The 18472-nt window shown below is 58.4% G+C and carries 17 protein-coding genes; 7 read left to right on the top strand and 10 right to left on the bottom strand.

The genetic code is table 11. The features are described 5' to 3' along the window. Positions 1-119 precede the first annotated feature (119 nt). The gene (locus ACR0DX_RS17540; protein WP_480846877.1) at positions 120-593 is read left to right on the top strand and encodes a hypothetical protein; all 474 of its coding nucleotides are present in this window, start codon (positions 120-122) and stop codon (positions 591-593) included. Positions 594-806: 213 nt separating this feature from the next. Here the strand turns inward: ACR0DX_RS17540 and gyrB are convergent, their stop codons facing one another. Together gyrB and ACR0DX_RS17530 are read right to left on the bottom strand one after the other, a co-directional pair. Further along, the gene (gyrB, locus tag ACR0DX_RS17535) at positions 807-3224 is read right to left on the bottom strand and encodes a DNA topoisomerase (ATP-hydrolyzing) subunit B (protein WP_170353738.1); all 2418 of its coding nucleotides are present in this window, start codon (positions 3222-3224) and stop codon (positions 807-809) included. 102 nt (positions 3225-3326) lie between these two features. Then, positions 3327-3899, bottom strand: a complete 573-nt coding sequence (locus ACR0DX_RS17530; RefSeq protein ID WP_170353739.1) for a TetR/AcrR family transcriptional regulator — start codon at positions 3897-3899, stop codon at positions 3327-3329. 100 nt (positions 3900-3999) lie between these two features. Here ACR0DX_RS17530 and ACR0DX_RS17525 point away from each other — a divergent pair, with 100 nt between their 5' ends. After that, positions 4000-4566, top strand: a complete 567-nt coding sequence (locus ACR0DX_RS17525; protein ID WP_170353740.1) for a carboxymuconolactone decarboxylase family protein — start codon at positions 4000-4002, stop codon at positions 4564-4566. Here the strand turns inward: ACR0DX_RS17525 and recF are convergent. The 7 genes from recF to ACR0DX_RS17490 all read right to left on the bottom strand — a co-directional run bounded on the left by recF (position 4563) and on the right by ACR0DX_RS17490 (position 11717). Further along, positions 4563-5657 carry a DNA replication/repair protein RecF gene (gene recF, locus ACR0DX_RS17520; protein WP_170353741.1) on the bottom strand — a complete coding sequence of 365 codons (1095 nt, stop codon included), beginning with the start codon at positions 5655-5657 and terminating at the stop codon, positions 4563-4565. The two genes, ACR0DX_RS17525 and recF, sit on opposite strands and share 4 nt — an antisense overlap. 34 nt (positions 5658-5691) lie before the next feature. Next, on the bottom strand, positions 5692-6813 hold the full coding sequence (dnaN, locus tag ACR0DX_RS17515) for a DNA polymerase III subunit beta (RefSeq protein WP_170353742.1): 1122 nt from the start codon (positions 6811-6813) through the stop codon (positions 5692-5694). A gap of 227 nt (positions 6814-7040) precedes the next feature. After that, positions 7041-8426 (bottom strand): chromosomal replication initiator protein DnaA, encoded by a 1386-nt coding sequence (gene dnaA, locus ACR0DX_RS17510; protein WP_170353743.1) that lies wholly within the window; start codon positions 8424-8426, stop codon positions 7041-7043. Between the two features lie 560 nt (positions 8427-8986). Continuing rightward, positions 8987-9250, bottom strand: coding sequence for a 30S ribosomal protein S20 (rpsT, locus tag ACR0DX_RS17505; protein ID WP_170353744.1), 264 nt, complete (start codon positions 9248-9250; stop codon positions 8987-8989). A gap of 221 nt (positions 9251-9471) precedes the next feature. Beyond that, positions 9472-10248: an enoyl-CoA hydratase gene (locus ACR0DX_RS17500; protein ID WP_170353745.1), complete on the bottom strand. Its 777-nt coding sequence runs from the start codon at positions 10246-10248 to the stop codon at positions 9472-9474. A 66-nt stretch (positions 10249-10314) separates the two neighbouring features. After that, positions 10315-11166 carry a bifunctional DNA-formamidopyrimidine glycosylase/DNA-(apurinic or apyrimidinic site) lyase gene (mutM, locus tag ACR0DX_RS17495; RefSeq protein WP_170353746.1) on the bottom strand — a complete coding sequence of 284 codons (852 nt, stop codon included), beginning with the start codon at positions 11164-11166 and terminating at the stop codon, positions 10315-10317. After that, positions 11124-11717: a hypothetical protein gene (locus ACR0DX_RS17490; protein ID WP_170353747.1), complete on the bottom strand. Its 594-nt coding sequence runs from the start codon at positions 11715-11717 to the stop codon at positions 11124-11126. Before ACR0DX_RS17490 ends, mutM begins: the two co-directional genes overlap by 43 nt. Positions 11718-11969: 252 nt before the next feature. Here ACR0DX_RS17490 and ubiE point away from each other — a divergent pair, with 252 nt between their 5' ends. Further along, positions 11970-12722, top strand: a complete 753-nt coding sequence (ubiE, locus tag ACR0DX_RS17485) for a bifunctional demethylmenaquinone methyltransferase/2-methoxy-6-polyprenyl-1,4-benzoquinol methylase UbiE (protein ID WP_170353748.1) — start codon at positions 11970-11972, stop codon at positions 12720-12722. Further along, on the top strand, positions 12723-14252 hold the full coding sequence (gene ubiB / locus ACR0DX_RS17480) for a 2-polyprenylphenol 6-hydroxylase (protein ID WP_170353749.1): 1530 nt from the start codon (positions 12723-12725) through the stop codon (positions 14250-14252). 98 nt (positions 14253-14350) lie between these two features. Here the strand turns inward: ubiB and ACR0DX_RS17475 are convergent, their stop codons facing one another. Further along, positions 14351-15526 (bottom strand): acetyl-CoA C-acyltransferase family protein, encoded by a 1176-nt coding sequence (locus ACR0DX_RS17475; RefSeq protein ID WP_170353750.1) that lies wholly within the window; start codon positions 15524-15526, stop codon positions 14351-14353. Positions 15527-15644: 118 nt separating this feature from the next. Between ACR0DX_RS17475 and ACR0DX_RS17470 the strand changes: the two genes are divergently transcribed. The 3 genes from ACR0DX_RS17470 (at position 15645) to ACR0DX_RS17460 (ending at position 18454) form a co-directional block, all read left to right on the top strand. Continuing rightward, positions 15645-16208: a helix-turn-helix domain-containing protein gene (locus ACR0DX_RS17470; RefSeq protein ID WP_480846871.1), complete on the top strand. Its 564-nt coding sequence runs from the start codon at positions 15645-15647 to the stop codon at positions 16206-16208. Between the two features lie 111 nt (positions 16209-16319). Further along, on the top strand, positions 16320-17507 hold the full coding sequence (locus ACR0DX_RS17465) for a glycine C-acetyltransferase (protein ID WP_170353752.1): 1188 nt from the start codon (positions 16320-16322) through the stop codon (positions 17505-17507). Further along, complete coding sequence (locus ACR0DX_RS17460; protein WP_480846868.1) at positions 17504-18454, top strand: PLP-dependent cysteine synthase family protein; 951 nt, start codon at positions 17504-17506, stop codon at positions 18452-18454. The genes ACR0DX_RS17465 and ACR0DX_RS17460 overlap by 4 nt, the downstream gene beginning before the upstream one ends. Positions 18455-18472 lie beyond the last annotated feature (18 nt).

The following is an 18472-nucleotide window of genomic DNA, read 5'->3' as shown; positions in this document are numbered from 1 at the left end:
TCATCTCCACTCCTTGGCGGTTACGATGAGCCAGAAACCCTCTCTTATCAAATCGACCTAAACTGTCCCATTGGCGCTGACGTCAGACAGACAAAGATCAGGATGAAATTGATGGTCTCATGGAGAGTGTCGATCTAACTACCTACGGTCTGGAACGGGTGAAGATTGGTCATACTATCGGCCTGGATGACTCTGGCAGTGAGATTGATCCGCCAAATCCAAATCCCCGAGGTGGTCACGATGACCCAGAAAAAGACCCTTTAGACATGATCGTAGCCGCCTTCAACGAACGCTATTTCAATGGTTGGGATGCGACACCGGAGGAGCAAAGAATCAAGCTGATCAACATCCTCAACCACGCAATGAGCGACCCTGCATTTCAGAACAAGGTTGTATCCAACCCTGACGAGCAAAATCGACGCATCGCCAGTGAAGCACTATTTGAAAAAGCAATGCGCAACGAACGTCGGCGAGAAATCGACCTTTACAAGAAGTACGCCTCAGATGACGATTTCAAATCAGGTCTTCACGAAGCTCTCATGCGCATGATGGAACAAGTTCTAAAGTCAGGAGACCACAGACCCGCAGGATAAACCTAGTGGTTTGTTGAGCTCACCAATGCGCAAAACCCACCGGAAGCACACACCTGCAACTCTATCCTTGCCTTAAGTCTAGAACTCAAGGCTCACCCAATAGCAGAAATGACGTCGGCATTCTGCAATTCTGAGTTGAAATCGCGCAAACTAATGCGCAAATCATGAAGACTTATGGGGTTCGTGCAGGTTTGTGCGCGTCCCTACACTGCTTTAGAAATCCAGATTTTCCACGCTTAGGGCATTTTGCTGGATGAATTCGCGGCGCGGTTCGACCACATCGCCCATCAGTTTGGTGAACAGATCATCCGCTTCAACCATGTCATCCACACGCACCTGCAATAGGGTACGCGCATCCGGGTCGAGCGTTGTTTCCCACAGCTGATCGGGGTTCATTTCGCCCAGTCCCTTGTAGCGTTGTAGCGATAGGCCCTTTTCACCCTCTTCCAGAATGGCGCGCAGCAGGTCCAGCGGGCCGTGGATCGCCTGCATCCGGTCGCGACGTACCAGCGTGGCGGGGGTGTTGTAGACCTCTTGCAGGCTTTGGGTGAAGCTGCCGGTTTTGCGGGCCTCGCCCGAGCGTAGCATGGGGCCGTCCAGAGTGCGGACCTCTTCCACGCCGCGCAGGATGCGGGCCAGACGAATGCCGTGATCCTGTGTGATCCGGCCCTGCCAGCCGCGTTCATATTCCAGCGCGATCAGGTCGAGGCGGGCGGCGACCTTGTCGGCAACGCCTTGCAGGTCGGCATCGACCGCACCCGGCACAAAGGCCCCCGCAACAGCGGCCTGTTCCAGAATGTGGCGCGGGTAATGCGTTGGGAAGGCGTCCAGAACGCGTTTCAATTGGCGTGCTTCGTCCACCACACGGGTCAGGTCCTGCCCGATGATTTCCTCACCCGAGCCCAGTTTCAGCACTGCGCCCTCGACGCCCTGATTGATCAGGTAATCGTCCAGCGCCGCCTGATCCTTCAGGTAAACCTCTGATTTGCCACGTGAAACCTTATAGAGCGGTGGCTGTGCGATATAGAGATATCCGCCCTCGATCAGTTCCGGCATCTGCCGGTAGAAGAAGGTCAGCAACAGAGTTCGAATATGCGCGCCATCGACGTCCGCATCCGTCATGATGACGATCTTGTGGTAGCGCAGCTTTTCGATGTTGAACTCATCACGGCCAATGCCGGTGCCCAGCGCCATCACCAGATTGCCGATCTCTTGAGAGGACAGCATCCGGTCAAACCGCGCGCGTTCGACGTTCAGGATTTTCCCGCGCAGGGGTAGAACCGCTTGCGTCAAACGATCCCGTCCCGTCTGCGCAGACCCACCAGCCGAGTCCCCCTCGACCAGAAACACTTCGGTCTTGGACGGGTCTTTCTCGGAACAGTCTTTCAGCTTTCCGGCCAGATAGTTCACATCCATCGCCGTCTTACGACGGGTCAGTTCACGGGCTTTGCGCGCCGCCTCACGGGCCAGCGCAGCCTCGATGATCTTGCCGACGATCCCTTTGGCCTCGTTCGGGTTTTCCTCGAACCACTCGGCCAGCTTTTCGTTCATCAGGCCTTCGACCGCCGGGCGCACTTCGGACGACACCAGCTTGTCCTTGGTCTGGGATGAGAATTTCGGGTCGGGCACTTTGACCGACAACACACAAGTCAGACCTTCGCGCGCATCATCGCCGGTAAAGCTGACCTTTTCCTTTTTCGCGATCCCGCTGGACTGTGCATAGTTGTTGATTGTCCGGGTCAAAGCACCCCGGAAGCCCGCCACGTGCGTGCCGCCGTCCCGCTGAGGGATGTTGTTGGTAAAGGGCAGAACCGTCTCGTGATAGCTGTCATTCCACCACATGGCGATTTCCACGCCGATATCGTCGCGCTCACCCTTGATGTAAATCGGTTCGGGCATCGCGGGCGTCTTCGAACGATCAAGGTATTTGACGAATTCCTTAACACCACCCTCATAGAACAGTTCGGTCTCCAGCCGTTCAGCCGGGCGCTCGTCGATCAGGATGATCCGCACGCCCGAGTTCAGGAAGGCCAGCTCGCGCAGGCGCTTTTCCAGCGTATCGAACGAATATTCGAGGTTCGAGAACGTATCGGTCGAGGCCAGAAACCGCACCTCGGTCCCGGTCCGGTCACCGCACTCCTGAACCACCTTCAGGTGTTCCGCCGTCTCGCCACCCTCAAAGCGCGCAACGTGTTCCTTGCCATTGCGCCAGACGCGCAGTTCCAGCCAATCTGAAAGGGCGTTCACAACCGAAACACCCACGCCGTGCAGACCGCCCGACACCTTGTACGAGTTGCTGTCGAACTTACCGCCCGCGTGCAGCTGGGTCATGATGACCTCGGCGGCGGACACACCCTCTTCGGGGTGGATATCCACCGGAATACCGCGCCCGTTATCGCTGACCGAGACACTGGAATCGGCGTGGATTTTCACGGTCACATGGTCGGCGTGACCGGCCAGCGCTTCGTCAATTCCGTTGTCCACGACCTCATACACCATGTGGTGCAGACCCGAGCCATCATCCGTATCACCGATATACATACCGGGACGTTTGCGGACAGCCTCTAAGCCTTTGAGAACCTTTATAGAATCAGCGCCATATTCCTGTGGTGCCTGTGCGTCTTCGGACATGCGGTTAGTACCTATATTATTTTGGTAACTTATACGTTTTCTGGTGGGGAATGTCACGCCATCCCCCAACATTTTGTGCTGTCACGGGTTGTTTTCAGCTGATCAAAGCCGATCCAGATCTGCAGCTATGTCCTCGGCAATTTCAGCCGCATTCACATCCCTGCGTTCGGCCGACAATCGCAGACCCAGAATGTCCGACTGATAGCGCGCGGCAAGACGGTCAGGGTCATGGTCTGGCCCGATCTCTCCGGCCTGTTGCGCGCGCCGAAAGAGAGTGGCGAAACACGCCTTCATATCGGCCATGTGGCACCCGGCCTTATCGGCCAGATCATGTCCTTTGGATTGCAGCTCGGCATAGGTTTTGGCCAGCATACAGGCCCGCGCGGGCATCTCGCGCTCGTCGATCACCACATGGGGTTGCGCCTTCAGCGCCCGCAGCGGACCCATTTCATCCGCCATCGCCATCAGACGCGCCACGCCGTCCTGCGCGTACCGCTCCAGTGTCAGCGCATAAAGAGCGTCCTTGGAGCCAAACGCCGCATAGAAACTGCCGGGCTTCAGATTCAGCGCGCTTTCGAGATCCTTCAACGAAGTTCCCGCCCAGCCTTGCTGCCAGAACAAGTCCCGAGCCTGCGCAATCAGAGCATCGCGGTCATATGAAGGTTTGCGGGGCATTGCAGTCACCAATTCTTGAGCGTCCGCTCAAATATATACTTGAGTGATCGCTCAAGAAAGCCTAAATGTGATTCACATCGCCAGAAACAGGAGCTTTGACATGGCAAACTTCCCCTCTCATGACCTCGAATCCGCCCCCGAAGGGTCCAAACCGCTGCTGGAAAAGTCGCAAGCCGCATTTGGACGCCTGCCCGGCCTTCACAAGGTCATGGCCGAAAGCCCACAGCACCTTGAAGCCTATCAGCTTCTGCATGGCCTGTTCCTGCAGACCGATTTCGACAATGACGAAAAGACCGTCGTCTGGCAGACCATCAACGTTGCAAACGAATGCCACTACTGCGTGCCCGCCCATACCGGAATCGCCAAGATGATGAAAATCTCGGACGACATCACCGAGGCTCTGCGCAACGAAACCCCCTTGCCCTCACCCAAGCTGGAGGCTCTGCGCACCTTCACCCTGCAAGTGATGGAAAGCCGTGGCAATCCGACCGAAGAACAGCTTCAGGCCTTCTTTGACGCGGGCTATTCGCATCGCGCGGTTCTGGACGTGGTGCTGGGTCTGGCCCAGAAAACCATGTCGAACTACGTCAACCACATGGCACACACGCCCGTCGACGAGGTGATGCGCGGCTTCCTGTGGGAACGTAAAGTCAGTGAACCCGCCTAAGCGATGACCGAGCCCTCGCCGCTGTCAGTAACGATCAGCGTCTGGGCCCGGTCCTCTAATTCGGAAAACAGCTCAGGCCCGGTGCCCGTCATCCAGGCCTGAGCACCCAGCGCGCAAATCTCATCATAAAGCGCGGCCCGCCGTCCGGCATCCAGATGGGCGGCCACCTCATCCAGCAACACAATCGGCGGAGCGCCCACCATCCCCGCCAGTGCCCGCGCATTCGACAGAATCAGGGACACCAACAACGCCTTTTGCTCTCCGGTCGAGCAGTCTTTGGCGGGAACACCCTTGGCTGCGAACACACCGTACAGGTCCGACCGATGCGGCCCCAGCAAGGTCCGGCCTGCCGCCAGATCGCGAAACCGGCTTTCATTCAGCGCCTCGCGCAGGTCCTCGACTGTGTCCGGCATCGCGCCTTCGGACTGAACCAGCTCCAGATCAGCGGACGGAAACGCGGTTTCGGCCTGATCCTGCGCCGCGCGCAAGTGATCCAAGGCCGCCAGCCGCGCCGCGTGGATGCGGTGCCCGGTCTCGGCCATCTGCCCTTCTAACGCGGCATACCAATGGGCATCGCGCACCTGTTCTTTCAGCAGGCGGTTGCGTTCGCGCATTGCCTTTTCATAGGTCAGTGAAGCCTCGGCATGGGCGGGATCAAAACTCAGCGCGATACGGTCCAGAAACCGTCGCCGCCCCTCGGCCCCTTCGATCCAAAGCCGGTCCATCGAAGGGATAAGCCAGACCACCCGCGCCAGCTTGCCCAAGTCGATCTGACTGGCAGCCTTGCCATCAATCCGAACCTGCCGCGCGGCACCACCTTCGGACCATGTCTCGATTTCATAATTCTGCCCCTGCACGGCCAGCAGACCTGACAGCTTCCAGCCCAGCGCCTCAGGGCGACGGGTCATCTCTGCCGCACTCGCCCGCCGCATGCCGCGACCGGGCGAGAACAGAGAAACCGCTTCAAGAATGTTGGTCTTCCCCGCCCCGTTCGGCCCGTGAATCGCAACAGGCCGCCCGTCCAAAGCCAGACGCGCCAGCTTGTGCGAGCGAAAATGCGAGACCGTCAGTTCGGTCAGGGTCAAACCCATGACCCCTCCCTTTCATCAGAAGGTTTCAGCGCGATCAGACACGCATCGGCATGACCACATACACCGCGCTTTGGTCATTGCCTTCGCGCATCAGGGTCGGGTCACCAGCCGAGTTGAACAAGAACACCGCATTCTCACGATCCACCTGCGACGCAATTTCAAGCAAGTACTTCGCGTTGAATCCGATCTCCAGCCGCTCATCGCCATAAGCCACGGCCAGTTCTTCCTCAGCCGCTCCGCTATCGGGCGCATTGACCGACAGAACCAGTTTATCCGCATCCAGCTGCAGTTTCACCGCGCGCGAGCGTTCGGACGAAACCGTCGCAACCCGGTCCACGGCCTGCGCGAATTCGGCAGCATCCACTTCCAACTGGCGCGTGTTGCCCTGCGGAATAACCCGGGTGTAGTCGGGGAAGGTACCGTCGATCACCTTCGAAGTAAGCGTAATATCGGGCGTGGCAAAGCGCACTTTGGTCTCGCTGACCGACACGGCGATGTCCATCTCGTCATCGTCCAGCAGCTTGCGCAGCTCACCCACTGTTTTGCGGGGCACGATCACGCCCGGCATATCTGCCGCGCCGTCGGGCAGGTCCGCGTCGATGCGCGCCAGACGGTGCCCATCGGTCGCCACGCAGCGCAGCACTTTGCCGCCCTCGGACCCATCGGCCACATGCATATAGACGCCATTCAGGTAATAGCGCGTCTCTTCGGTCGAGATTGCAAATTTTGACTTGTCGAACAGCCGACGCAGCAGTGCAGCCGAGGCAGTAAAGTTCGACTGATACTCCGAGGACGCCATCACCGGAAAATCCTCTTTCGGCAGCGTCGCCAGCGAGAAGTTCGACCGCCCGGCCTCGACCGTCAGACGCCCTGCGGCGCTGTCGGCGGTCAGCGTCACCAAAGCCCCATCGGGCAGCTTGCGCACGATTTCATGCAAGGTGGTAGCGGCCACGGTGGTCGCACCGGCCCGTTCGACCTGTGCGGGGGCCTTATCGACCACCTCGATATCCAGATCGGTGGCGCGGAACATGGCTTGATCGCCTTCGGCCTCGATCAGCACGTTGGCAAGGATAGGAATGGTGTTGCGACGTTCCACAACAGATTGGGCCTGAGAAACGGCCTTGAGAAGGGTGCCGCGTTCGATGCTGATCTTCATACCCTCAATTCCTCTGACTTGCGTGCCGAAATGGGCGGGACTGGCACGTTAGCGGTTCCACCCTGAGGCACAAGGATTTTTTATGGATTTCTGAGTCGGATTGCCCAAGGCGTCAAGGGCCGCGTGGCCACGTGGGCACAGTTCATGGCCGACCGTGGAGATTTTCGCACAAGAAAACGCCCCGGGCGTGAGGATCCGGGGCGTTTTGATGTTCATGCGGATGTAACCTACGCTTCGAGTGACCGGCGCAGCATTTCCACGTCTTCGGCGATCTGGCCGTCGGTGGTTTTCAGCTCTTCGATGCGCTTCACACCATGCATAACGGTGGTGTGGTCACGCCCGCCAAAGCGACGACCAATCTCAGGCAGGGATCGGCTGGTCAGCTGTTTGCAGAGATACATGGCTACCTGACGAGGACGGGCATAAGACCGCAGGCGCTTGGGGCCAATAATATCGCTCAGACGGATATTGTAGTAATCCGAAACCTTACGCTGAATTTCCTCGACGGTGATCTTGCGCTCGGACGCGCGCAGTACGTCGGCCAGGCAATCCTGCGTCAGCTCCATGTCGATCTCACGCCCTACGAGCGAGGCAAAGGCAAACAGCCGAGTCAGCGCGCCTTCAAGCACCCGCACATTGGTCGAGATACGGTGGGCCAGAAACTCCAGCACGCCATCAGCGATCTGCAGATCGGGATAGGTGGTGCTGTAATGCTGAACCTTGTTCTGCAAAATGCCCAGACGCAGCTCATAGTCGGTGGGGTGCAGGTCAACGACCAGACCACATTGCAGACGCGACTTCACGCGGTCTTCCAGATCCTTGATCTCACCCGGAGCGCGGTCAGCAGAGATAATGATCTGTTTGTTCTGATCCACCAACGCATTGAACGTATGAAAGAACTCCTCCTGCGTGGAATCCTTGCCCGCGATGAACTGAACGTCATCGACCATGAGCACATCGACCGAACGGAACAGATGTTTGAAATCCATCATTCGTCGTTCACGCAGCGCCTGTACGAACCGGTACATGAACTGTTCCGCCGACAGGTACAGAACATTCAACTCGGGGCGTTTGGTTTTCAGTTCCCATGCAATCGCATGCATCAGGTGCGTCTTACCCAGACCGACACCGCCATACAGAACCAGCGGGTTGAAAGTTACAGGCCCACCTTCCGAGACACGGCGCGCCGCAGCATGCGCCAACTCGTTGGGTTTACCGACCACGAAGCTGTCAAAGGTGAATCGGGCATCCAAAGGCGCCGCTTGCAGTGATTCCAGCGCCTCGCTTGATCCCACGGACATTCGAGGTTCCGGTGTTTGTGCGATCTCTACCGAATTAGTTTCAGCAACATTCGCGGGCCGTGCGGTCGAATTGGCGGCAACCCGAAAGGCCAGTCGCTGGACGGTTTCTCCCGCAGTGTTCATCTCATACAGGATGAGATCTGCAAAATTCTGGCTTACGTAATTGCCCATGAAATTGGTCGGCACCGAGAAAACAGCGACACCGTCCTGGACCTCTTGGAACTGCAGAGGTTCAATCCATGTGGTGTAATTGTTCTTTCCGATCGCCTTGAGCAGTTTGTTTTGCAGTAGTCCCCATTTTTCTTGTGTCATTCAGCGCCTCACGCATCCCATTCTTTATTGGCCTGTCGGCCTTATTTCTATGTCCGGTTCCCCGGTATGCGCGTTCACTCGGACAAAGGGCTCCCACCCACCGAATCAAATAGATTCGGCGCTTTCGTCCTTGACGGCGTGCATAACCAGACGATCAGATGCCCCACAGCAGGGCATCCCTTTTTCGGGTTGCGCAACGCAATCTCAATTTTCGACAGGGCTGGAATCCTGGCCGTGCCAAGTCCCACAGCAGATCAGCAAATCGGTTGTCCCCGAGTTACCAACATTCGCCTCCAGATCATCCTGATGCCCGTCAGTCTGACCAAAGAAACAGCCTGTCCCCCCAAGCGAGTGAATCGCTGACTCAGTGGTAACAAGAGGTCGGCAGTCGCTTCAACGAAACTCTGATATTGACTCGGGTCTGAGCGCGAAAGAATCTCTCGGTTTCGTGAGGACGCGGTATTCTGGCAACAGCACAAAGGGCGCCGCACTGCGCGACGCCCCTTAAATAGTTCAGTCTTTCTTACGTGACCTAGGGTCACCAAAGATCAAATCGCGACTCAGCCAAGCGCTTTGACGCGGGCCGACAGACGCGACATTTTACGCGATGCGGTGTTTTTGTGGAAAACGCCTTTGGTGACGCCGCGCATCAGTTCGGGCTGGGCAGCGCGCAGAGCTGCGGTTGCCGCATCTTTGTCGCCGGATGCGATCGCTTCTTCAACTTTACGCAGATAAGTGCGGATGCGCGAACGACGTGCTTTGTTAATTGCGAAACGCATTTCGTTCTGACGTGCGCGTTTCTTTGCCTGGGGCGAGTTAGCCATGTGTCTCTGACCTTTGTTCGGTACGGTTTTGTCGAAAGCGCGCCACGGAAAATCCGCACCGGATCAGAAATCACGAGTGTGAGTCGGGCCAAGCGGGCCGCACGCGCATGTATAGCGGCGTGTACTATCCAAGTTGCAGGGGTTTGCCAAGCAGATTCTTGGCCGCGCACAGCAGGTATGAAACAGGCGGGCACACGCCCGCCTTTCCCCACCTTGATGGCTTACTTGTCGCGGAACTGCGCCGCGCGCTTTTCCAGAAAGGCTGCCATACCCTCTTTCTGGTCTTCCGTGGCGAACATCGAGTGAAAGACACGGCGTTCGAACAACAACCCTTCGCTTAGCGACACTTCGTAGCTGCGGTTCACGGCCTCTTTCGCGGCAATCGCGCTCAGCTGCGATTTTTCGGCGATCTTTTGGGCTGCGGCCATTGCCTCTTCCAACAGCTTTTTGGCAGGCACGACGCGGCTAACAAGCCCGGCACGCTCTGCCTCTTCTGCGTCCATGAAGCGGCCGGTTAGGTTCATATCCATCGACTTGGACTTGCCCACAAAGCGGGTCAGGCGCTGGCTGCCGCCAAGGCCCGCAATAACGCCAAGATTGATTTCCGGCTGCCCAAACTTTGCGGTATCTGCCGCGATGATGAAATCGCAGATCATCGCCAATTCGCAACCGCCACCCAGCGCATAGCCCGCAACAGCCGCGATTACAGGCTTGCGGATGTCACTGACCCGGTCGTTGATATCCGCGAAAAGGTTCGTGGTGTAGACGTCCACAAAACTCATCTCGGACATTTCCTTGATGTCCGCGCCAGCGGCAAAAGCCTTGTCCGAGCCCGTAATGACGATGCAGCGCACCTTGTCATTCTTGTCGGCGTCTTCCAGCGCTTCGCACAATTCAGCAATCAACTGGCTGTTCAGCGCATTCATTGCGTCCGGCCTGTTGAGTTTCACTAGCGCGACGTGGTCTTCGATTTCGACGATGATCGTCTCAAAAGCCATGAGGTGTAAGCTTCCGGTTGTTCCGTTCAGATACGATTCATTATCACGCGCAAAAGCTGGATCAAGTTATCTTTGGCATTGCGCGCAATAGAAGGATGAGCGACCGGACTGAGTGATTCTTTTTATGGCGGCACCGCAACCTTCGGTGCGGCAGGGTTCGCCTTCGCGGCCATAAACGTCAAAGCTGTGCTGAAAATATCCAAGTTCTCCATCGGCTTGACGGAAATCACGCAAGGATGACCCCCCAGCCCGGATAGCGTCTTGCAGAACCTGCCGAACGATCGGAACAAGGGCCGCAACTCGGTGCACCGAAATCTGCCCGGCTTTGCGACGTGGCGACACACCGGCGCGATAAAGCGCCTCGCACACGTAGATATTCCCCAATCCGGCAACGATTCCCTGATCCAGAAGCGCTGATTTGACCGGCGTGTTCTTGCCTTTGAACGCATCAACCAAGTGCTGTTCGTGGAAGTCATTGCCCAAGGGTTCCGGCCCCAGAACCGACAGCAACTTGTGGTCCTCGGCCGTTGCAGTGGGCAGCAGATCCATCGCACCGAACCGGCGCGGGTCATTAAATGTCACCCGTGCGCCATTGGCCATGTGAAATACAACATGATCGTGCTTTTCCGGCATCGGATGATCATGCACGAATTGCCCCAGCGGATCGCCCGACACGGTCATCCGCCCGGACATGCCAAGATGGATCAACAGGGTTTCGCCACTGCCAAGATCAGCCAGAATGTACTTTGAACGCCGCCGCAACCTGTCCACGCGCTGGCCTGTCAAGCGTTCGGCCATTCGATCCGGAAAAGGCCAGCGCAGGTCCGGGCGGTTCACGTCCGCCCGTTCGATCACCACGCCTTCCATCGCGGGGCTCAGCCCACGGCGGACCGTTTCGACTTCGGGAAGTTCCGGCATGTGCTCTCCTGATTTGCTGCCAGCGCTTGTTCCAGCGCCTGCACCATTTCATCATGTCCGGTAACATATTTCAGAATACGCGCTGTCTTCCCATCTGAAAAACGCAGCACGTAGTTCCCATTGTGCCTCAATCTGATCTGGCAGAGCTTATTCAGGTCATAGGTCCGACGCTGAAACAGCGGACTCATGGTCGTCACCTCGGCCCCATCGATCGAAGTTGAATTGGCCAGATGATAGATCAATGTGTAGATCACCAACCCAACAAGTCCCAGCTTGATCAGCACCGCAGTTTCAGCATCCTTGACGGGGATGAAGATCTCGTTCGGAGCCAGCTCGGGCCTGATGAACCCGATAAAGAACAAAACGGCCAACACCAAAATCGTAACAACGATAACGCCCGGCGTCGTGCGAAATGTCATGCGGGTCAGAGAGCGTTGTGCAGGTCTTTCGCTGCCGGCGCGCAGCATTGATTCTTCCAATATATCCTTGGGGAAATGACGTGCTGCGGCGTCCATCTTGTCACCGAACCCTTTCGCCCGATGGAATCGCATGAAAGTTTGAAAAACGGCACGAACGCGCCAGATAATAAAGGCAAATGACAGGACCACGCCTGATACGGCCACTAAACTCGAATAATTCGACATTTGAATCTAACTTCTTCTAAAACTATCTGCATCTTACACCGCGACTAAGGAAAATATGTGGCACGCTGGACGGTTCCGTGCACCTGCTACCTTTTCGCGCGATTGTCTTCCCCGCCGCGCGGCCTATAAGGATGAGCAACACTGACAAAGGCGTCTTTCATGTCCGACTCCAACGACAAAACCACACATTTTGGATTCGAAACCGTGCCCGAGGCGGAAAAAGCGGGCCGCGTGCAGGGCGTTTTCAACTCGGTCGCGTCAAAATACGACGTGATGAATGATGTTATGTCGATGGGCATCCACAGGGTCTGGAAAGACGCGATGATGGACTGGCTGGCCCCGCGCCCCGGTCAACGGCTGCTGGACGTGGCAGGTGGTACCGGAGACATATCATTTCGCTTTCTCAAACGCGCGGGCCACGGCCACGCCACCGTTCTGGACCTGACCGAGCCGATGCTGGTCGAAGGCCGCCAGCGCGCCGAGGCTGATCAGATGTCTGACAGCCTGAACTGGGTGGTGGGCGACGCGATGTCCCTGCCCTTCGAGGATAACACCTTTGACGTCTACACGATCTCGTTCGGCATCCGGAATGTGACCCGCCCGCAAGAGGCGTTGAACGAAGCCTATCGCGTGCTGAAGCCCGGCGGCCGCCTGATGGTGCTGGAATTCAGCCAACTGCCCAATGACGGTCTGCAAAAGCTCTATGATCTCTACAGTTTCAACGTCATCCCGCGCATGGGCAAGCTGATCGCCAATGATTACGACAGCTATCAGTATCTGGTGGAATCGATCCGCAAATTCCCTGATCAGGAGACGTTCCTGAACATGGTTCGCATCGCTGGGTTCGAAAACGCCAAATACCGCAATCTCAGCATGGGTATCGCCGCGCTGCATTCCGGCTGGAAAATCTAAATGCGGGGTCCTCACAACATCATTCGCCTGATCCGCACAGGCGCCACGCTAGAGCGCACGGGCGCCATGAACGTGGTTCTGGACGCGTTCGAAGCCCCACGCGCGCTGCGCTTTGTGGCCCACGCTCTGGGCAAGCCGTTTCAATGGCTGGGATACAAGGGCGATCCGGACATGCCGCCCGCCACCCGCGCCCTGACGGCGCTGGGTCCGGCCTATATCAAATTCGGTCAGGTGCTTTCGACCCGTCCCGATGTTGTCGGGAACGAACTGGCGGAACAGCTGCGGGTTCTGCAAGACAAGCTGCCGCCTTTTTCCCAGGCCGAAGCCATGGCCGAGGTCGAAAAGGAACTGGGCCAGCCCGTATCCGAGATCTTCGACGATTTCAGCGACCCGATCGCCGCCGCCTCAATCGCGCAGGTCCACAAGGCGAAACTGTCCAGCACCGGCGAAGACGTCGCCGTCAAAGTCCTGCGCCCCGGCATCGAGCGTGCCTTCCGCAAGGATGTGGATGCGTTCTATTTCGCCGCCCGCATCGTACAGCTCTGCGCCCCCGGTGCCCGCCGCCTGCGCCCGATGGAGGTGGTCGAACATTTCGACGGCGTCGTGCGCGGTGAACTGGACCTGCGCCTTGAAAGCGCCGCAGCCTCGGAATACGCCGCCAACACCAAGGATGACGAAGGCTTCTGGTTGCCGCCGGTGGTGTGGTCCCTGTCCGCGCGACGGGTGATGACGCTCAGCTGGGCCGACGGCATTGCGCTCGGCGACAATGACGCGCTGGATGCAGCCAGCCACAACCGCCGCGATCTGGGCGAGCGTGTCCTGCGCCTGTTCCTGCTGCACGCGCTGCGCGATGGCTTTTTTCACGCCGATATGCACCAGGGCAACCTCAAGGTCGCCGCCAATGGGGATATCATCGCCTATGATTACGGCATCATGGGCCACATCGACGAATACACCCGCCGGGTATACGCAGAGATCCTCTTTGGCTTCATTCGCCGCGACTATAAGCGCGTGGCCGAGGTGCATTTCGAGGCCGGCTATGTCCCCGCCAACCAGGACGTCGACGAATTCGCCCGCGCCCTGCGCGCTGTCGGAGAACCCATCTTCGGCATGGACGCCACCCATATTTCGATGGGCCGCCTGCTGAACTACCTTTTCGAAGTCACCGAACGTTTTGGCATGGAAACCCGGACCGAACTGATCCTGCTTCAACGCACAATGGTTGTGGTTGAAGGCGTCGCGCGGTCACTGGACCCGCATATCAATATCTGGGAAGTCGCCCGCCCCGTGGTCGAGGATTACATCAAGAAGTCCATAGGCCCGCGCGCGGCCCTTCGCGATTTCGGCAAAACCGCCATGGTCCTGGCTCGTTTCGGTCCCCGTCTACCAGCTCTGGTCGAAAACGCCTTGATCGCGCAAACCCAAAAAGACCAACCTAAAACTTCCCGCCTCTGGTCTGTCGCACTGCCCGCAACCTTAGGCGCAGGCGCAGGCGCAGGTCTTGTCCTGATCGCGATGGCGTTCAGCTAAAACCGATCCGCCTCTTCATCTGGCTAAAAATATCCTCGGGGGGGAATCGCGCCCAAAGGCGCGATGGGGGGCAGACAGCCCCCCACCATCATCTCAACTCAGATACGCTCAAAGGCAATGGCGATACCCTGACCGCCGCCGATGCACATGGTGACCAACGCTTTGGATCCACCGACCCGCTCCAGCTCGTACAGAGCTTTCAGCGTGATGATCGCACCGGTTGCACCAACGGGGTGACCCAACGCAATCGCACCACCGTTCGGGTTCACTTTGGCCGCGTCCAGACCCAGCTCTTTGTTGACGGCCAGCGCCTGCGAGGCAAAGGCTTCGTTGCTTTCGATCACATCGAAATCTTCGACCGACAGGCTGGTGCGGGCCAACAGGTTTTGCACCGCTGGCACCGGACCAATGCCCATCACCTCGGGGCGCACTCCGGCGTGGCCGTACCCCAGAATACGCGCCCTGGGCTTCAAACCCGCCTTTTCAGCCGCGTCAGCCGTGGCCAGAACCATCGCCGCCGCCCCGTCATTGATGCCCGACGCATTGCCTGCTGTCACCCGACCATCTTTCTTGAACGCCGGGCGCAGACCGGACAGTGCTTCGATCGAGGTCGCCTTGGGATGCTCGTCGACCATGAAATCAACCATGTCGCGCTTGACCTTGACCTGAACCGGTGTGATCTGGCTTTGAAAGTATCCGGCCTCAATCGCCGCAGCGGCGCGGGTCTGGCTGGTCAGGGCGAATTCATCCATCTGCTCGCGCGTGACCTGATGCTCATCAGCGACGTTCTCAGCCGTCACACCCATATGGCCGGTGCCAAAGGGGCAGTTCAGCGCACCCAGCATCATGTCCAGCGACTTGATATCGCCCATCTTCGCACCCCAACGTGCCTGCTGCAGGATGTAGGGGCTGCGCGACATGCTTTCGGCACCACCGGCCACGGCAAATTCGGCATCGCCCAGCATCAGCGACTGCACCGCCGACACAATCGCCTGCGCCCCCGATCCACACAGACGGTTCACGTTCATCGCGGGGGTTTCGACCGGGATACCTGCCTGTTTGGCCGACGCACGCGACAGATACATGTCGCGCGGTTCGGTGTTGATCACATGACCAAACACAACGTTGCCAATCTGGCCGCCTTCGACGCCCGATTTCTCCATCGCAGCCTCGGTCACAACGGTCGCCAGATCAATCGGCGCGGTCGAGGCCAGCGCCCCGCCAAACGTCCCAACCGCCGTGCGGGCCCCATCCAGAATGACGATATCTTTCATGTCTCTTCTCCTTGTGGATTTGGCGGCACTATTACGTCCAGTTGGTGCGTTGTCCTATACGACGTACCGTCACAAGCAGAATTGACAACCCATCGTGAAAAGCGCATCAGATTCCGCCATGACGGAAAACACAGACGATATCCTGACACGCCTGCCCGCCCGCCTGAAAGAGGCCCGCCGTGCCAAGGGTCTGTCGCTTGAGGCTGTGGCCAATCTCAGCGGCGTGTCCCGTTCCATGGTCAGCCAGATCGAACGGGGCGAGAGCAGCCCGACCATCTCGACCCTGTGGAATCTAACCCGCGCCCTGCAGGTGGATTTCGCGGGCCTGCTGGAAGAGGCCAACGCCGCCGATCACATCGAAGTGCTGCGCCGCGCCGAGGTTCCCAGCATCGACAATATGGGTCAGAACTGCCGCATCCGCATCCTGTCCCCGCCTGAAGAGGCCGGAGGGCATGAGGTCTATGATATCCAGTTCGAGGCCAAAGGCGCTTTGACCAGCAAACCCCATGCACGCGGCGCGCGCGAGCAATTGACAGTGCTTGAGGGGGCAGTCCACGTGACCTCAGGCACCGCCGTCCACAGCCTGAACGAGGGCGATACCGCCCGCTACGCCGCAGATGTTGCGCATTCGATTGTGTCGGACGGCCCGGCCCGCGTGTTTCTGATCGTGAAAAACGCCTGATACAGACTCTAATTCCGACTTCACGGATTTTTTTCTCAAATATTGTAATTCCCCCATTTGGGAATTACGTCCGTTATGTTAGATATGCGACTCAGATAACCGGAGGCCGCCATGGCAGATGCATTCCTGTCCCACATCTCGGACACCCTCGCGCAGATCGAATCTGAGGGATTGTATAAACGCGAACGCATGATCACCTCGCCCCAGGGCGGTGAGATTACGGTGGGCGACAAACAGGTCATCAACCTGTGCGCCAACAATTATCTGGGCCTGGCGGATCACCCCGCGCTGATTGATGCCGCGAAGGCCGCGATGGAGCCCAAAGGGTTCGGCATGGCCTCGGTCCGCTTTATCTGCGGCACGCAGGACATTCACCGCGAGCTGGAACAAAAGCTGGCTAAATTCCTGAACAAGGACGACGCGATCCTGTTCGCCGCCTGTTTCGATGCAAACGGAGGGCTGTTCGAGCCTTTGTTAGGGCCTGAAGATGCGATTATTTCAGACAGTCTGAACCATGCCTCGATCATTGACGGGGTGCGGCTGTGCAAGGCGAAGCGCTATCGCTATCTTAACAACGACATGAACGACCTCGAAGCCTGGTTGAAACAGGCACGCGCGGATGGGGCGCGGCACATCATGATCGCGACCGATGGCGTGTTTTCGATGGATGGCTATCTGGCCAATCTGCCCAAAATCCGCGAGCTGGCCGACAAATACGACGCCATTGTTATGGTCGATGACTGCCACGCCACCGGTTTCATGGGGCCGAACGGTGCGGGCACGCCGGATCACTTCGGTGTCGAGGTGGATATTCTGACGGGAACCTTGGGCAAGGCACTTGGGGGGGCAATCGGCGGTTATATCGCCGGGCCGCAGCCAGTGATCGACCTGCTGCGGCAGCGGGCGCGGCCCTATCTGTTCTCGAACTCGCTGCCGCCGTCGATTGTCGCTGCCGGGCTTGAGGCCATTCGCCTTGTCGAAGAAGGTGCGGACCTGCGTACTCGGCTGTTTGAAAACGCAAATTACTGGCGGGAAGGTCTGGAAAAACTGGGCTTTGACCTGCTGCCCGGCGAACACCCGATCATCCCGGTGATGCTGGGTGAGGCGACGCTGGCGCAGGAGATGGCCAACAGGCTGTTTGACGAGGGTGTCTATGTCTCGGGCTTTTTCTTCCCGGTTGTCCCTCGCGGGCAGGCGCGGATCAGAACCCAGATGAACGCAGCGTTGACCCGCGACGAGTTGGACCGCGCCTTGGCCGCGTTTGGCAAGGTCGGCAAGGAATTGGGAGTGATTTCGTGATCCTACCCTCTGTAATCGACGCGATTGGGAATACCCCGCTTGTAGACCTGTCACGGGTTTGTCAGCACTTGGATCTGGACGGGCGCATTCTGGCCAAACTGGATTACCTGTTGCCGGGGTTCTCGAAAAAAGACCGCGCCGCGAGGTCGATCATCGAACTGGCCCGCGCGGATGGCACCCTGTCACCGGGGCAGACGGTCGTTGAGCTGACCTCGGGCAACATGGGCACCGGGCTGGCGATTGTCTGCGGCATACTGGGGCATCCTTTTGTAGCGGTGATGAGCGCCGGAAACTCGGTCGAGCGCGCGCGCATGATGCGCGCCTTGGGGGCCGAAGTCGTGATCGTGCCGCAAGCCGAGGGCAGCAAACCTGGCGAGGTATCGGGCGCAGATCTGGCGCTGGTGGATGAGACCGCACAACGCATCACGGCCGAGCGCGACGCTTTTCGGGCTGATCAATTCGGCCATTCCGGCAATCCCAAATCCCACGCAACCGGCACTGGACCCGAAATCTGGGAGCAATCAGGCGGCACCGTCACGGCCTTTTGCGATTTTGCGGGCTCTGGCGGTACTCTGGCCGGGGCCGCGGCTTTTCTCGCAGCGCATGGCGTGCGCTGCTACGCCGTGGAACCCGAAGGCGCGCGGGCCATCGCTGGCGAAGCCATCACCAACCCCGATCACCCAATCCAAGGCGGCGGATACGCAATGGATGATCTAGTTCACCTGAACCGTATCTCATTGGCCGGGCATCTGTCCGTATCAGACGACGCGGCGCGGGATGGGGCGCGGTTACTGGCCCGAACGGAAGGCATTTTCGCGGGCTACTCGGCGGGCGCGAACCTTGCCGGAGCGATCGAACTGCTGCGCAGCCCGGAAAAGGGCGGCTGCGTTGCGATTGTGATGTGTGACAGCGGGTTGAAATACCTGTCGACCGATTTGTGGGAGTAATCCGATGCGACCCAACAC

Source organism: Ruegeria sp. D3 (assembly GCF_056534465.1).
Note: the sequence above shows the minus strand (reverse complement) of the source record. Positions and strands in the feature narration are given on the sequence as shown.

What these genes read in the sequence shown, in the direction of transcription:
- ACR0DX_RS17540 (WP_480846877.1), top strand. Translation starts at nt 120, where the DNA reads ATGGAGAGTGTCGATCTAACTACCTACGGTCTGGAACGGGTGAAGATT.
- gyrB (WP_170353738.1), bottom strand. Translation starts at nt 3,224, where the DNA reads ATGTCCGAAGACGCACAGGCACCACAGGAATATGGCGCTGATTCTATA.
- ACR0DX_RS17530 (WP_170353739.1), bottom strand. Translation starts at nt 3,899, where the DNA reads ATGCCCCGCAAACCTTCATATGACCGCGATGCTCTGATTGCGCAGGCT.
- ACR0DX_RS17525 (WP_170353740.1), top strand. Translation starts at nt 4,000, where the DNA reads ATGGCAAACTTCCCCTCTCATGACCTCGAATCCGCCCCCGAAGGGTCC.
- recF (WP_170353741.1), bottom strand. Translation starts at nt 5,657, where the DNA reads ATGGGTTTGACCCTGACCGAACTGACGGTCTCGCATTTTCGCTCGCAC.
- dnaN (WP_170353742.1), bottom strand. Translation starts at nt 6,813, where the DNA reads ATGAAGATCAGCATCGAACGCGGCACCCTTCTCAAGGCCGTTTCTCAG.
- dnaA (WP_170353743.1), bottom strand. Translation starts at nt 8,426, where the DNA reads ATGACACAAGAAAAATGGGGACTACTGCAAAACAAACTGCTCAAGGCG.
- rpsT (WP_170353744.1), bottom strand. Translation starts at nt 9,250, where the DNA reads ATGGCTAACTCGCCCCAGGCAAAGAAACGCGCACGTCAGAACGAAATG.
- ACR0DX_RS17500 (WP_170353745.1), bottom strand. Translation starts at nt 10,248, where the DNA reads ATGGCTTTTGAGACGATCATCGTCGAAATCGAAGACCACGTCGCGCTA.
- mutM (WP_170353746.1), bottom strand. Translation starts at nt 11,166, where the DNA reads ATGCCGGAACTTCCCGAAGTCGAAACGGTCCGCCGTGGGCTGAGCCCC.
- ACR0DX_RS17490 (WP_170353747.1), bottom strand. Translation starts at nt 11,717, where the DNA reads ATGCGATTCCATCGGGCGAAAGGGTTCGGTGACAAGATGGACGCCGCA.
- ubiE (WP_170353748.1), top strand. Translation starts at nt 11,970, where the DNA reads ATGTCCGACTCCAACGACAAAACCACACATTTTGGATTCGAAACCGTG.
- ubiB (WP_170353749.1), top strand. Translation starts at nt 12,723, where the DNA reads ATGCGGGGTCCTCACAACATCATTCGCCTGATCCGCACAGGCGCCACG.
- ACR0DX_RS17475 (WP_170353750.1), bottom strand. Translation starts at nt 15,526, where the DNA reads ATGAAAGATATCGTCATTCTGGATGGGGCCCGCACGGCGGTTGGGACG.
- ACR0DX_RS17470 (WP_480846871.1), top strand. Translation starts at nt 15,645, where the DNA reads ATGACGGAAAACACAGACGATATCCTGACACGCCTGCCCGCCCGCCTG.
- ACR0DX_RS17465 (WP_170353752.1), top strand. Translation starts at nt 16,320, where the DNA reads ATGGCAGATGCATTCCTGTCCCACATCTCGGACACCCTCGCGCAGATC.